Genomic DNA, 14,974 nt, shown 5'->3' with positions numbered 1-14,974 from the left:
GCACGTTGAACACGCCCCGAACAACCGTCTGCGCGAACCATTCCGCGAGCGCTCCGACGAAGTTCTCAGGCCGAACGTTGCCGAGGGCGATCACCGACGACGAGTTCGTCATTTATTCAGCGTCTCCCTAAAACAAAGAGATGGGTGATTGCCGGGCTCTTCGCGGTGCTCGGCTTCGTCGCGAATGTGCATGCTGCACCGGAAGGCGCCGCCAAGGACAAGGTGCTCAAGGACGACAAGGTGTGCACCCGCTGTCACGACGGCACGGAGTCGTATCCGGTCTTCGACATCGGCAAGACCAAGCACGGCACCGTCGCGGACGGCCGCACCGGAAGCTGCATCGCGTGCCACGGCGCGAGCGAGACGCACATCCGGATTCCCGACGGGGCCGACGAGCGCCCGCAGCCGACCGTGACGTTCGGCGCGAAGTCGAAGACGCCGGTGGCCGAGCGCAATGCGCAATGCCTGACCTGCCACTCGGGCGCCAAGCGCATGCTGTGGCAAGGCAGCACGCACGAGCAGGAAGACCTCGCCTGTACGTCCTGCCACCAGGTGCATGCCCAGCACGACAAGGTGCGCGACAAGCAGACGCAGCCGGAAAAATGCTTCACCTGCCACAAGGACAAGCGCAACGAGATCAACAAGGCGTCGCGCCATCCGATCAAGGAAGGCAAGGTCGCCTGTTCGGACTGCCACAACCCCCACGGTTCCGCCGGGCCGAAGCTGATGGTGCGCGATACCGTGATCGACACCTGCTTCTCGTGTCACGCGGAGAAGCGCGGGCCGTTCCTGTGGAGCCATCAGCCGGTCACCGAGGATTGCGCGATCTGTCACAACCCGCACGGCAGTACCAATCCCCGCCTGCTCAAGCAACAGATGCCTTTCCTGTGCCAGGAGTGCCATGAGCCGGGCTCGCACCAGGGGATCGCGCCGTCGCTGAACACGAACGCCTCCTTCCTGCCCCAGCCCGATATCGGCGCTGCCCGCCAGTGTGTCAATTGCCACACCAATCTGCATGGTGGCAACAGCCCGCTGAATAGCTCGGTCAATCGTTCGCTGGTCCGCTAAGGGGAAACATCATGAGAACGCAACACATGCACTGCCTCCGCCTGAGCGCCGTCGCGGCGGGGATGTTGCTCGCCTTCGGTCCGGCGTCGGCGCAGGAGATGTCCGCCGAAGAACTCGCGCTGCTGACGCGGCCGGAAAGTTCGGTGAGTGTCGGCGCCGGCTACGTCGGCGGGAACGGAAGCCGCTTCGGCCTGTTCACCGGACAGAAGGCCGGCGACACGGATTTCCTCGGCAACGTCGACATCAACCGCCGCGACGATGCGAGCGGAACGTGGCTGCGCCTGAAGGGGCGCAACCTGGGGCTGGACAATCGCGACCTGCGCTTCGAGCACGAGCAGCAGGGCAACTGGTCGTATTTCCTCGAATACGGCGAGATCCAGCGACACGATCCCCTCACCTTCACGACGCCGGTGCAAGGACTGGGCAGTACCGAGCAGACGATCGTCGTCGGCGGACCGATGCAGTCATTCACCCCGGAGGTCAAGCGCGAGACGACCACCTTCGGGCTCGGCAAACAGCTCGGCGGGGGCTTGAGTGCCCAGGTCCGGTTCCGCAATGAAAGGAAGGACGGCGACCGGCATTTCGGCTTTTACGATGTCGGTGTCGGACCGAAATTCGCCGCGGAACCGATCGACCAGACCACGCAGGAATTCGAGGCGACCCTCGGTTATGTCGGCGACCGGCTGCAGCTGTCGGGGGGATACCTCGGCTCCTTCTTCCGCAACCAGGACAAGCTGTTGCACCTGAACGGCGCGCTCGGCCCGGAAGCGGCGTTCAATTCACACAACATCTCCCTGCCACCGGACAACGAGGCCCACAACCTCAACCTGGCGGGCGCGTACCGCTTCTCGCCCACCACGCGCGGCATGTTCAAGGTGTCCTATACGCGGGGCTCGCAGAACGACAGCTTCGGGCAGCCGAGCATCTTCGGGCACAACTCGCTCGATGGGCGGGTCGACACCACGCTCGTCACCGTGGGACTGGCATCGCGGCCGACTTCCGCGCTGAGCCTGAACGCGAACCTGCGCTACGAGGACCGCGACGACAAGACCCCGCGTCGGCTGTTCTTCGACCCCGCGTTCCGCAATTACACCGGCAGCGGCTTCAACAGCGACACCTCGCGCAAGACGGTGACGGCGAAGCTCGACGGCACCTACCGCCTGCCCGCTTCGCTGAGCCTGTTCGGCGGCGTGGAATGGGAGGAGCGCACGCGTGCCGTCCCGTCCAGCCGCTCGCTCGACTGGCGCCAGGACACGAGCGAATGGTCGGCGCGCATCGGACTGCGCCGGTCGCTGACCGACAACCTCAACGGCAGCCTGAGCTACATCCACAGCGACCGCTCCGGCGGCTCGTTCCGCACGACCAGCAGCTACCTGTTCAACGACTTCTTCTCCGGAAACGGGCCCAACCAGAGCCCCCAGCTCATCAACCCCTTCCACTGGGCGGACCGTACCCGGGACAAGGCGAAGCTGAGCCTCGACTGGTCACCGCGCGAGAACCTGGCGGTGCAAGTCACTGCGCAGTACTCCAACGACGACTACGACGCGATCAAGGGCTCGCCGGCGGGCAACGACAAGGGCAGGGCCATGACGTACTCGGCCGACGCGACCTACTCGTTGTCCGACGACAGCAAGCTCAGCGCGTGGATTTCGCAGGACGACTCGCGCATGCGGCAGCGCACGGTCATGGGCTGGAAAAACAGCGTTCCCTTGTTCCTGTGGCGCGCGGACCTGCGCAGCGAGGGAAGCAACGCCGGCCTGCGCGCGCAGGTCCGTGCGACGGCCAAGCTTTCGCTGGACGCCGAGCTGCGCTGGGCCGACAACCGCAGCGAGTTCAGAATGCACAATGTGGGCGCAGCCTCGGTGCCGGACATCTCTTTCCGGCAGACCACGCTCAGCCTGACGGCCGATTACGCGCTCGCCCGCGACCGCGGCCTGAAGCTGCAACTGGTGCACGACCGCTGGCACGTGAGCGATTCGACCTGGACGGGCGAGCACGTCTTCGTGGATGGCACCACCGCCAACAGCAACGCCGACCAGAACATCAATTTCATCGGCCTGTCCGCGTATTTCAAGTGGATCTGATGGCGGGGGCCATGCGTCGTCCGATGTTGGTCGACGCCGGCTAGAACTTGGTGGTGGTTTCCGTGGAAGTCCGTCCGGGCTTCCACGGTTTTTTATATCCAACGGATCGCCGCCCGACCCCGGAGCGGGTTATACGCGTTCGCGGTGCCCGATCGTCGGGACCGGCTGTGGCGACGGGCAAACTCCGACGAGGCAGGCGAGCCGGCTGACATAGTCATCGGTCACGCGCAGGCGATCGAGCTGGCTCACGACCTGCCGCAGGTATTCGAGATTGCTGCCGCGATTGCCGCAGGCATGCGCGATCACGGCAGCCACTTCGTGGAGAGGCATGTTCGACGCCCCGCGGGCCTCCGCCGGATCCGAAACGAACGCCAGGGCGTCGACCGGGCCTTGCGGCGTCGCAACGGACAGGATCCTGGCCTGATACCCGCCCAGGATCATTTCCCTGCGCCAGATGACGAGGGATTCCCGCTCGAGGACCGCGCGCTCGATCCTGAAGGCCAGGCCCTCGCATCGGCCTTCCTGCGGTTCGAGCGACAGGACCAGGCCGGGGTGTTCGGGAGATCCGCGGCCGATCGTCGTCTTGTGGGTGAAACGGCGCTGGTAGCCCGGCAGCGAGGCGCGGCGCACCTCGACGAAATGGAGACCCGGATCCCACATCAGCGATCCGTAGGCAAAGATCCACAAATCCTGCGAATCCGCGACGCCGGAGAGCACGGCGCGGCGTGATGCGTCGAGCGCATCATCCGATCTGCGCCAGTCCGCGCCGAGGCCGCGGGTCTGCGCCTGCGCATCCCACGCGGCGAGCATCTCGTCGGTGATGCGCAAGCCGGAATCCTCCGCGCCGATGATGCTGCCCCTCAGCTCGGGGACGTGGCGGAATGCGTCGTGCATGGATTTCCCCCGTCGCTGGAAGGCGCCCGCTCGGCGAACCGTCGGCCGCGGGCTGCGTTTCCGCCGGCGGGTTGCTACCGGATGCGGGCGCCGCGAAGGAGCCCGCATCCGCTCAGAGGCTGGTTCAGCCCTTGATCGCTTCGAGCGAGACGGTGATCGTCACGTCGTCACCCACGTGCGGGGCGAACTTGCCGGCGTTGAACTCGGTGCGCTTGATCACGACCGTGGCATCCGCACCGATCGCATCCTTCTTCAGCATCGGGTGCGGCATGTTGACGTAGTTGGTGACCTTCAGCGTCACCGGCTTGGTCACGCCCTTGATCGTCAGGTTGCCGTCGATGCTCTCCGGCTTGTCACCCTTGAAGTTCACCTTCGTCGACTTGAAGGTCGCGGTCGGGTACTTCGCGGTGTCGAGGAAGTCCTCGCCCTGGATGTGGCCGTTGAAGTCCGAGAAACCGGTGTCGACCGAGGTCATGTCGATGACGATGTCGACCGAACCGGTCTTCGCCGCCTTGTCCAGCACGACCGAGCCGGTGGTCTTGTCGAAGCGCGACAGCTGCGTCGACATGCCGAAGTGGCTGTACGAGAAGCGCGGGAAGGTGTGGGTACCGTCGACCGTGTAGGTTTCCGGCGCAGCCAGCGCGGGCGCGGCAGCGGCGGTCGAGACGGCGATGGCGGCGAAGAGTTTGGCGAACTTGTGCATCTGAAGGCTCCGGTTGGATGTGGCTGGGGTTGGGTAAAAACTGATGGGCGAACTTTAGAGCCGTCGGATCAAATGAAATAGACAACAATATTGAATTTATTGATGCTATTCGGAGAACAATACGCAGCCAGCGGAACAGCGCTATCGTCCTTCGCCGTTCGCCCCCTGCCCGACGGGCGTCACCGTCGCCACCACCGGCAGATGGTCGGAGCCGATGTCCGGCCCCACCGCATGACCGACCGCCGCCCAGTGTCGCGACACGAGGATCTGGTCGATGGGCAGACCGGCGACCCCCTGCCCCGCGGCCGGCCACGTCGGCCGCAGGCCGCCCACGCGGGCAAATCCCTCGCGCCGGGGCACAGCGAACGCGGACGACCACGGCGTCGCATTGAAGTCCCCGATCACGATCGTCGGCCGCCCGCCCAGGCGACGCGCGATCTCGGCGAGCGCGCGGTTGCGTTGCGCGTGCTCCTCCGCGCTGATGGGCGGCATCGGGTGGAAAGCGACGACGGTGACTTCCGTGCCGTTCCAGTCGAGGACCGCCTCGATACGCGGCGTCGCGCCGGGATCATCGACCACCATCAGGCTCTTGAGCGGATGACGCGACAGCAGCGCAACGCCGAAGGGATCCCAACGCGGGCGGACCACGCGATACGGGTAGGCTGCCTCGAGATCCAGGCGTCCCGCATAGTCGTCGGAGACCTCGAACACCGCGACGATGTCCGGCGCGGTCCGCGTGACCCACTCCACGAGCCGCTCGGGACGCGGGTTGCCCACATGCACGTTGGCGCCGGCAACGATCAATACGGCGCCATCGGCTGCCCGGCCCGGCGCGGCGGGCAGCCCCGAGAGCCACGGCAGCGGCAGCAGAAGCAACGCGATCGCCCAGCGCGGCGCCATCGACATCAACAGCGGCAGCGCGACAAGCAATCCGGCGAGGAAGAACCACTGCCAATGCACCGCGAGATCGAGCAGCCAGCCGAGCGCCGGCGGCAGGCCGGCCTCGAAGCGGCTCGCCCACGGCAGCACGAGGCCGGCGCCGGAGAGGAGCACAAGCGCCCTGACACGGCGCTGCAAACCGGGATGACTTAGAGCGGACAGGGAAAGATGCATGGCTGGCAATGGCGGTCGCCGTTCCGGCGGTTGACGCAAAAATGGAGCAAACCCTTTCGGACTTTGCTCCATTCGGCCGCAATGCAGATCGCAACTATTCGATCGGCCGCGGGAATCCTTGGTCGGGCGGGAGGATTCTAACCCCCGCCCCCGCGTCTCGCCCCCTTCCGGTGCCCACGGGCACAATCACCGATACCTCACTTCGGCGCCGCGGGCAGCGTCATGGTCTTCAACACCTCGTCCAGTTCCTTTAGCGCGTGCTGATCTTCCTCGTTCAGGGCAGCAGGCGCCGTACACCGCGGATCGGTCTTTTGCAGCGCGGCCAGCATCCGGCGCGTGATGGGGATCGGATCGCAGCCATGGTCGATCTCGCAGACCATGTCGAACGCGGGTTTGGCCTTCACGTGGCAGGCAAAGCAATTCCCGCCAAAGCGGTTGACCACGTCCGCGAAGCCGCGCTTGCGAATCTTCGATCCGTCCTTGGAGACGTCCAGCTCGAAGAATTCCCAGTCCTTGGTCGCCGGGCTGAAGCCTTTCGGGTGCTTTACCATGACCTCACCGGGCACCAGCTGCACCACGGAACCCGGGGGATAGGTTCCGGTGCCCTTCTGGGCGACCTTGATGGTGGCCTTGCGGTTGCCCAGGAGATTGTCCACGTAGAAGTGGCGCACCTTGACCATGTCGTTCAGGCACTTGAACGAGCTATCCGTGATCGCCATCTCCCGTGCCTGCACCACGTCGCCGCCGCTGATGGCCACGGCGAGCAAGGACGCAAGACCGACTGACCGGAACAGGTTCTTCCAGCATTGGCGGGCGCTCGAGCCTCGGGCGGGGGAAGTCGGGGAAAGGTTCAAGGTTTTCTTCATTTGTGTCACCTCGTTATTGATATATGCCCACGCGGAGCCTATCCACCGCTCCGGAATAAAAAAGAGAAAGGTGCCGGCAAGAAGGCAGGGGAGAGTAGGAATCCACCATTCAAGCGTTAGGGCAAGGCACCTTTCTGCACGAAAACCGTCGGTCATGCGAAATGAAAGAAGCCGCAGGGCCGCCCTTCCGCCCGAGGGATCCCGCATCCACCCTCCCCTTGAGGAGCCGGCCGGTATTCGGGATCCCTGAAACCGTTATAGAACACCTCCAGCACCGAAAACATCGGGTCCAGGCCGATGGCATGCTTGCATCGCGGCTACGCCTCGATGAGTCCCGCACGCACGGCGATCAGCGCCAGCTGCGCCGCATTTCCCGCCTGCAGCTTCTGCTTGATGTGGTAGAGATGCGTTCCCACGGTGCTCGCGCTGACGCCATGCGAATCCGCGACCTGGCGGACGTCACGGCCCTTCGCGAGTTGCAGGAACACCGCGAACTCCTTGTCGGTAAGGGCGGCGACGGGGTCGCCCGCATCGCCGAAGCGGGCGAGCGCCAGCTGCGCGGCGATGTCCGGATCGACATAGCGTCCGCCGCGTGCCACCTGGGCCACCGCGCGCACCAGCTCCGCCGGCTGGGCACGCTTCGACAGGTAGCCGGCCGCACCCGCCTTCAGCGCGCGCGTCGGCACCTGCGTGTCGTCGTGCGCGGACAGCATCAGCACGCGGGCGTCTGCGTGATGCGCCAGCAGGCGCTCCAGCGCCCCCAGGCCGCCGAGGCCCGGCATCGTCACATCCATCACCAGCACGTCCGGACGGTGCCCGGCGAAGGCCGCCAGCGCGGCCTCGCCGGATGCTGCTTCGGCAACGACCTCGGCGCCCACCCCTTCGAGCAGCATGCGAAATCCCATGCGCACGACGGCATGGTCGTCGGCGAGGACGAGGCGAAGACCTTCGAGCGCGGCAGCCATGTGCGTTTCCTCGTGATCCGTTGACCGCTACGGCAGCAGCACGCTGCAGCCGGTCGTGAGGCGCGCCTCCAGGTCCCGGTGGGCCTGCACCGCCTCGGCGAGCGGATAGCGACGCTCGACCGGAATCCTGATGTCGCCGCGCGCGACCATGCCGAACAGGTCGTCGGCCATTTCCTGTGTGGCCTCGCGGGTCGCGAGATGCGTGAACAGCGTCGGGCGGCTAACGTACAGCGACCTGGCGGCGAGCAGTTGCAGGCCGAAGGGCGGCACGGGCCCCGACGAGGAGCCGAACACCGCCAGCAACCCGAAGGGGCGCAAACACTGCAGCGAGCCCGCGAAAGTGTCGTTGCCGACCGAGTCGTACACCACCTTCACGCCCTGCCCGCCGGTGATCTCGGCGACGCGCGCGACGAAGTCCTCGCGGCGGTAATCGATCGCGTGGGCCGCGCCGTGGCGCAACGCGAGTTCGCATTTTTCCGGCGACCCCGCGGTGCCGATGAGCTGCAGGCCCATCGCGCGCGCCCACTGGCAGGCGATCAGCCCGACCCCGCCGGCCGCGGCGTGGAACAGCACGAAGTCGCCCGGCTGCAGGCCGCCCTGCGGCTGCGTCCGGCGCAGCAGGTACTGCACGGTGAGCCCCTTGAGCATCATCGCCGCGCCGGTCTCGAAGTCGACTCCGTCGGGCAGCCGTACGACGTTCTTCGCCGGCAGCACGCGTGCCGTGCTGTACGCCCCCGGCGGCTGGCAGGCATAGGCCGCACGGTCCCCCGGCTGCAGGTGCGAGACGCCCTCGCCCACCGCCTCGACGACGCCCGCGCCTTCCATGCCGATGCCCGCCGGCATGTCGAGCGGGTAGAGGCCGCTGCGGTAGTAGACGTCGATGAAGTTGAGTCCGCAGGCGTGGTGGCGGATACGCACTTCGCCGGGACCGGGCATCCCGACGGACACCTCCTCCAGGCGCAGCGCCTCCGGGCCGCCCGGAGAGTGGATTCGGATCGCACGTTTCATGATTGCCATCTTCTTTTTCATGCGGGCGGGGGAGCCTCGACTCCCCCGCCGCGCAGGTCAGAACACGTACGCGAAGCGCACGTTGAGGTTGTTCGACACCGGCATGTTCTTGCCCTCGATGCCGCCCTGGTAATGCACCGCCAGGTGGTAGTTGGGCGCCAGGTGGAACATCACCCCGACCGCACCGGCCAGCTCGTGCGCGGCCGGAGCGGCGCCCTTGCTGTTCTGCCACTGGTAGTCCAGACCGACGTACGGCTCGATCAGCTGCGACACGCGGTAGCCGATCCGGTTGTTGAAGTAGTACAGGTTGGCGGGGTCGGCCGCGCCCTTGCGCTCCGTCGGACCGTTGATCGTCGTGCCGATGTTGCCGGTATAGTTGAACTTGCCGTACTGCGCATCCCAGAATGCCGACGCGACGACGTTCCAGCGCGTCGTACGCAGGTCGCGCTCACCCACGGGCACCTGCACGAAGAACATGTCGGTGCCGAGCGTCCAGTTCTCGTTCGGCTTGATCCAGAACGCCGGGCCGGTCAGCAGGTCCGCGATCCCGCTCACGCCTTCGCCGGTATCGCGGTTATTGACGCTGACCTTCGGGACGATGAGCTCCCAGGCGATCCCCACGCTGTCGGTGACTTCCCAGAAGTGCACGAACTTGGAGAGACTGACGAAAGCTTCGACGTCGTCCGACTTCTTCCGGCTGCCGCCGTTGTTCCACGTATCCTGGGTCTTCTGGAAGGTGCTGTACTCGACGAACACGTTCCACGGCTTCATGCCCTTCGGATCGGGCAGCGAATATTCGTGCGGCCCGATGAAGCCGCGCGTCACTTCGGCATTGGCAGCGGTCGCGCCCGCACACAGCACCGCCCCGACCATGGCTCCCTGGATCACTTTCCCGACGTACGACTTGTTGACGCTCTTCCGGTCTTTCACTTTCGGTCTCCTGCTTCTTCTGGTGGATGGCGCCCGCAGGCGCCGCTTTTCTTCGATTGCGCGGGCGTGAGTCGGCCCGCCGGGACCGCGCGAAGCGGCCCCGGACCTTCTCCCTTCAAACGGATGCGGTTGGTCAGGTGGTCTGCAGATAGACCACGTGGGTTTCGGTGTACTCGTACAGGCCGTGCTTGCCGTCCGCGCCGCCGATGCCGGACTTGCGCCGGCCGGCGTGGAAGCCCTGCATCGCCTCGAAGTGCTCGCGGTTGATGTAGGTCTCGCCGAAGCGCAGCTCGCGCGTCGCCTTCATCGCGGCGTTGAGGTCGCGCGTGAAGATCGACGAGGTCAGGCCGTACTCGGAGTCATTGGCGAGCGCGAGCGCTTCGTCGAGGTCCTCGACGATCTGCAGCGGCAGCACCGGCCCGAAGATCTCCTTGGTCATCACGTCCATGTCGGCGCGGCAGCCCATCAGCACGGTCGGCTCGAAGTGGAAGCCTTCGCGGCTCGCGACCTTGCCGCCGGTGAGCACTTCCGCGCCCTGCTTGCGTGCGCTGTCGACCAGCGCGGCCACCTTGTCGAGACCCATCTGGTTCACCAGCGGCCCCATATGCAGGCCCTGCTCGGCGATCGGATTGCCGTAGCGCGTCTCGGCCATCAGTGCGGTGACCTTCTCGGCCAGCGCCGACGCGACGCCGCGCTGCACGTACACCCGCTCGGCGGCGTTGCACACCTGCCCGGTGTTGAGCACGCGCGAGCCGTGCAGCGCACGGGCGGTCAGCTCGAGATCGGCGTCGTTCAACACGATCGCCGGCGCCTTGCCGCCGAGTTCCAGGTTCACGCGCGTCAGGTTGCACGACGCGGTTTCCATGATGCGGATGCCGGTGTTGACGCTGCCGGTGAAGCTGATGAGGCCGACGTCCTTGTGCGCGCTCAGGGCCGCGCCGGTCGCGCCCGCGCCGCTGACGAGGTTGAACACGCCCGTCGGCAGGCTGCACTCGGCCACGATCTCGGCAAACTCGACCGCGTTGAGCGGCGTCTCCTCGCTCGACTTGATGACGATGGTGTTGCCGGTGACGAGTGCCGGCGCCATCTTGCGGGCGATCAGGAAGAACGGGAAGTTCCACGGCAGGATGCCCGCTGTCACGCCGATCGGCTTGCGATGCAGGAAGATCGTCTCGCCCGGCCGGTCGCTGGGGATGATCTCGCCTTCGATGCGGCGCGCCCACTCGGCCATGTAGTCCATGTAGTTGGCCGTGAAGTCGACTTCCACGCGGGCGAGGTCGAGGATCTTGCCCTGCTCCAGCGTGATCGTGCGCGCCAGGCGCTCCTTGTTGTCGCGGATCCTGTTCGCGATGCGCCGCAGATGGTTGGCGCGCTCGATCGCCGGCAGCCTTTCCCAGGCCGGCTGGGCGCGACGCGCGGCCTCGACGGCACGGTCGACGTCCGCCTGGGTGGAAGCGGGGACCACGCCGAGCAGTTCGTTGTTCGCCGGGTTGCGCACCTCGATGGTGGCGCCCCCTTCCGAATCCACGAACTGGTTGTCGATGAAGTTGCGGTACGACTTGTTCATTTGCCTGTCCTCATGTGCTCCGCGGGTACTCCCGCGGCCCTGTCGCTCGAACTCAGAATTCATCGAGCCAGGGCAAAAAAACCGGGCCGCGACGGCGGCCCGTCCAGGATCACTTCGCGAGCTTGTACACCATCACCGTACCGCCCTGCGGCACCACCGTCTGATATCCCAGCAGCCGGTCGACGCCGCCCTGCATGCGCTGCGCATCGACGCCCCAGCCCGACTGGACGGCGACGTACTGCTCGCCGTCGACTTCGAACGAGGTCGGCACGCCGGTCACGCCCGAGGGCGTCGCCGTCTCCCACAGGACCTTGCCGGTGGTCGCGTTGAACGCGCGGAACATGCGGTCGTTGGTGCCGCCGCCGAACACCAGGTTGCCGCCGGTGGTGAGCAGCGGACCCCAGTTGAAGGTCGGGTACTTGTGCGTCCACACCTGCTTGCCGGTCTTCAGGTCCCAGGCCTGCACTTCGCCCATGGTCTTCGGCGCGTCCTTCGCGCCCTTGGCCCAGCGCAGGCCGGTCAGGATGGCCTCGATCGGATAGCCGATGAACAGGTCGCCCTTCTTGTACTTGGTCGGCTCCGGCTCGGGCAGTTCCGCGCACAGGTTGTTGTTGGCCGGGATATACAGCAGGCCGGTCTTCGGGTTGTACGCCTCCGGGAACCAGTCCTTGCCGCCCCACAGCGAGGGGCAGAAATGCACGTCGCCCTTGCCCAGGCCGGGGCGGTGCTCCTCGATGAAGGTCGGACGGCCGGTCTTGGGATCGATGGACTTGATCGTGTTGTTGTTGACGAAGGGATAGGCGTCGACGAAGTTGAGCTTCTGGCCGTCACGGTCGAGCACCCACAGGTAGCCGTTGCGCCCCGCGTGCACCGCGGTCTTGACCTTCTTGCCCTTCACTTCGGTGTCGATCAGCAGCGGCGCCGACACCTCGTCCCAGTCCCACGCATCGTTGGGGTTGTACTGGAAGTAGCTCTTCAGCGCGCCGGTGTCGACGTCGAGGGTGATCGTCGAGCCGGTGTACAGGTTGTCGCCCTTGCGCCCTTCGGTCGGCCACGGCGCCGGGTTGCCGGTGCCCCAGTAGGCGAGGTTGGTGTCCGGATCGTAGGTGCCGGTGATCCAGATGCTGCCGCCGCCGTTCTTGTAGGTCTCGCCCGGCCAGGTGTCGCCGCCGGGCTCGCCGGGCGCCGCCGTAGTGTAGGTGCGCCACGCCTCCTCGCCGGTCTGCGCGTCGAAGGCCGCGACGTAGCCGCGCACGCCGGTCTCGCCGCCGGACGAGCCGACCATGATCTTGCCCTTGGCCGCGAGCGGCGCGAGCGTGATGTACTGCAGCGCCTTCCAGTCGCCGACCTGCTTGATCCACACTTCCTTGCCGGTCTTCGCATCCAGCGCGACGAGGTGGGCATCGACGGTCGCCACATACACCTTGTCGCCATACAGCGCGACGCCGCGGTTGGTCGGATGCAGCTGCAGCATCTCGCCGGGCAGCTCCTTCTTGTAGCGCCACAGCTCCTTGCCGGTCTTGGCCTCGAGCGCGATGACCTGCGCACCCGGCGTGGTCACGAACATGTAGCCGTTGTTCACGATCGGCGGCGACTGGTGGCCTTCCTTCTGGCCGGTCGCGAACGCCCACGCGAGCTGGAGCTTGCCGACGTTCTTGTCGGTGATCTGCGACAGCGGACTGTAGCCCCAGCCCGCGTAGTTGCCGCGATACTGCAGCCAGTTCGCGGCTTCAGGGTTCTTGAGCCGCGCGTCGGTAACGGGCGCATAGTCGCCGAGCGCGGCGGACACGGCCGCCGGCAGCACTGCGACGGCACAAACGGCGATGCCCTTCATCAGACCCTTCATCTTCTTGTCTCCTCTCTTGTATTGGAAGCCGCGGCGTGGGGAACGCCGCGGATGGTGGCAAAACGGGGATGCGTCCTACGCCTGCGGCGTGAATCCGGGCGGCGCGGTGAACGGGCCGGCGATGACCAGCTGCTCGCCTTCGAGCTTGATGGGGAGCACGGGGAGCGGACGCGGCGCCGGGCCTCCGGCCACCGATCCGCGATCGAGCGGACGGAACTTGGAGCCGTGGCAGAAGCACGCGAAGACTTTTTCGCTCACCATCCAGGTCTTGATGTCGCACCCCATGTGCGTGCAGACCCCGGAGAACGCGAGCACGCCGCCCGCGGCCACCGCCCTGGTCTCGTTGTCCAGCTCGGCTTCGGGAAGGCGAAGCAGCACGACCTTGTTCATGCGGGTCTCGGAGCGGACCTTCTTCGAGGCGACATCGAAGGGGAAAGCCAGGAGCGGCTTGCCGACGCGCAGGTCAGCGAGCTTGAGCGGGACGGGTTCGCCCTCCGCATCCTCCTCGACGAGGCGGTCGCCGACCACGGGCCTGAGTTCTTCGGGCACCGCCTCGATGGCCAGCGCGGAACGCCCGTGCAGCCCGACACCGGCCGCCAGGCCGAGCGCCGCGATCCTGAAGATCCTGCGTCGGTTCGCATCGACGGGCGCTTGCGCGGTGCAGGCGCACGTTTCTCTCTCTTCCATCTGAATCGTCTCCATCCTGTTCGACTCCCTGCCCGGCACCTGGCGGCGGGAGTTCTTGTGGTCCCTGCGTATGTTCCACACTGTACAAACTCTGAATTCAGAGTGCAATAGATTTCTAAAGATTTTTTGAATTCAGAATTCCCATATGCGTGCTGCGGTCATTCGGCGCCACGCGGCACGCGCGCCCACGCCGAGGCGACCGGCAGCGCTATGCACCGCCTTGCCCGGCCAGCATTGCGACCGCGGCCGAGAAGGTGATGAAGGCGCAGGCGGTCGTGACGAGCACGACACGGGCCACGCGCCCGGTGTCGGCGCCGAATCGCTCGGTGAGCATCGGTACGTTGCTCGCGCTCGGCAACGCGGCCACCAGCACGAGCACGGTGAGCGTGAACGGATCCAGCGGCAATCCGGCCGCGATGGCGAGCGTCCCGACCCCGAGCACCAGCGCGGGATGGACGATCAGCTTGAAGAACACCACCTGCGGCACGTCGCCCACCCGGCCGCCGCCGGCAGCCTGCGCCGTTGCCGTGAGCTGCGAGCGCGCGAGCACCGCGCCGATCGTGAACAGGGCCGTGGGCGAACCGGCATCGGCGAGCATCTCGATGACGCGCATCAGGGGTCGATAGAGCGAGAATCCGGTCGCCGAGGTGAGGCCGCCGAGCATGATCGCCCACGGCAAGGGATTGACCATCACGCTTCTCAACGCCTTCATCGCCGCCTGCCGCGCGCCGCCCGCCTCCGCGGTGCTCAGGCGCGAGAGCGCAATGCACAGCGACGAGGTGATCACCATGTCCACCGTGAGGGGCACCATCACGGGGCCGGCCGCACGGGCCCCCAGCAGCGACACGAGCAGCGGCATGCCCATGAAACCCGAGTTGGGGAAGGCCGCCACCAGCGCGCCGAACGAGGCGTCGTTCCAGCCGATCGCCCCCTTGCGCGTCGTCATCACGGTCAGCGCCACCATCGCCAGCGCACACATCACGTAGATCGCGAAGGCGCCGAGGTCAAGAAGCTTGGCGATCGGCGTCCCCGCGCTGAAACGAAAGAGCATGCACGGCAGCGCGAAGAACAGCACGAAGGTGTTCAAGCCGGGGATCGCCTCCAGCGGCAGCATCCGGTGCCGCGCGGCGAGATAGCCGCACAGCACCAGCGCGAAAAAGGGAAAGGTCACCAGCAGGATCTGTTGCATGCGAAAGTCTCTCTCGTCCGTATCGCCCCGCGGCTGCGAGGCCGAATCTCCAGG

Annotated in this window: 13 protein-coding genes; 2 read left to right on the top strand and 11 right to left on the bottom strand. The window is 66.3% G+C overall.

What is annotated here, in order from left to right; all coding sequences use genetic code 11:
- Positions 1-144 precede the first annotated feature (144 nt).
- Both GPA22_RS16415 and GPA22_RS16410 read left to right on the top strand, forming a co-directional pair.
- A complete protein-coding gene (locus GPA22_RS16415; RefSeq protein ID WP_169257132.1) occupies positions 145-1,068 on the top strand; it encodes a DmsE family decaheme c-type cytochrome in 924 nt (307 codons plus the stop codon).
- 11 nt (positions 1,069-1,079) lie between these two features.
- On the top strand, positions 1,080-3,152 hold the full coding sequence (locus tag GPA22_RS16410; RefSeq protein ID WP_169257131.1) for an MtrB/PioB family decaheme-associated outer membrane protein: 2,073 nt from the start codon (positions 1,080-1,082) through the stop codon (positions 3,150-3,152).
- 129 nt (positions 3,153-3,281) lie between these two features.
- Here the strand turns inward: GPA22_RS16410 and GPA22_RS16405 are convergent, their stop codons facing one another.
- The 11 genes from GPA22_RS16405 to GPA22_RS16350 all read right to left on the bottom strand — a co-directional run bounded on the left by GPA22_RS16405 (position 3,282) and on the right by GPA22_RS16350 (position 14,920).
- The gene (locus GPA22_RS16405) at positions 3,282-4,046 is read right to left on the bottom strand and encodes a gamma-glutamylcyclotransferase (protein ID WP_169257130.1); all 765 of its coding nucleotides are present in this window, start codon (positions 4,044-4,046) and stop codon (positions 3,282-3,284) included.
- Positions 4,047-4,170: 124 nt separating this feature from the next.
- Positions 4,171-4,749, bottom strand: a complete 579-nt coding sequence (locus GPA22_RS16400) for a YceI family protein (protein ID WP_169257129.1) — start codon at positions 4,747-4,749, stop codon at positions 4,171-4,173.
- A 141-nt stretch (positions 4,750-4,890) separates the two neighbouring features.
- Complete coding sequence (locus tag GPA22_RS16395) at positions 4,891-5,862, bottom strand: endonuclease/exonuclease/phosphatase family protein (RefSeq protein WP_169257128.1); 972 nt, start codon at positions 5,860-5,862, stop codon at positions 4,891-4,893.
- 197 nt (positions 5,863-6,059) lie between these two features.
- Positions 6,060-6,728 carry a hypothetical protein gene (locus GPA22_RS16390; RefSeq protein WP_169257127.1) on the bottom strand — a complete coding sequence of 223 codons (669 nt, stop codon included), beginning with the start codon at positions 6,726-6,728 and terminating at the stop codon, positions 6,060-6,062.
- A 317-nt stretch (positions 6,729-7,045) separates the two neighbouring features.
- Positions 7,046-7,693: a response regulator gene (locus GPA22_RS16380; protein ID WP_169257126.1), complete on the bottom strand. Its 648-nt coding sequence runs from the start codon at positions 7,691-7,693 to the stop codon at positions 7,046-7,048.
- A gap of 27 nt (positions 7,694-7,720) precedes the next feature.
- Complete coding sequence (locus tag GPA22_RS16375) at positions 7,721-8,701, bottom strand: quinone oxidoreductase family protein (protein ID WP_169257125.1); 981 nt, start codon at positions 8,699-8,701, stop codon at positions 7,721-7,723.
- 57 nt (positions 8,702-8,758) lie between these two features.
- Complete coding sequence (locus GPA22_RS16370; RefSeq protein WP_169257124.1) at positions 8,759-9,631, bottom strand: transporter family protein; 873 nt, start codon at positions 9,629-9,631, stop codon at positions 8,759-8,761.
- A 133-nt stretch (positions 9,632-9,764) separates the two neighbouring features.
- Positions 9,765-11,198: an aldehyde dehydrogenase gene (aldA, locus tag GPA22_RS16365; RefSeq protein WP_169257123.1), complete on the bottom strand. Its 1,434-nt coding sequence runs from the start codon at positions 11,196-11,198 to the stop codon at positions 9,765-9,767.
- A 109-nt stretch (positions 11,199-11,307) separates the two neighbouring features.
- Positions 11,308-13,044, bottom strand: coding sequence for a PQQ-dependent dehydrogenase, methanol/ethanol family (locus GPA22_RS16360; RefSeq protein WP_169257122.1), 1,737 nt, complete (start codon positions 13,042-13,044; stop codon positions 11,308-11,310).
- A 75-nt stretch (positions 13,045-13,119) separates the two neighbouring features.
- Complete coding sequence (locus GPA22_RS16355) at positions 13,120-13,731, bottom strand: QcrA and Rieske domain-containing protein (protein ID WP_169257121.1); 612 nt, start codon at positions 13,729-13,731, stop codon at positions 13,120-13,122.
- Between the two features lie 208 nt (positions 13,732-13,939).
- Positions 13,940-14,920 carry an AEC family transporter gene (locus tag GPA22_RS16350; RefSeq protein ID WP_169257120.1) on the bottom strand — a complete coding sequence of 327 codons (981 nt, stop codon included), beginning with the start codon at positions 14,918-14,920 and terminating at the stop codon, positions 13,940-13,942.
- Positions 14,921-14,974 lie beyond the last annotated feature (54 nt).

Source organism: Aromatoleum toluvorans (assembly GCF_012910905.1).
Classification (GTDB): Bacteria; Pseudomonadota; Gammaproteobacteria; order Burkholderiales; family Rhodocyclaceae; genus Aromatoleum; species Aromatoleum toluvorans.
Note: the sequence above shows the minus strand (reverse complement) of the source record. Positions and strands in the feature narration are given on the sequence as shown.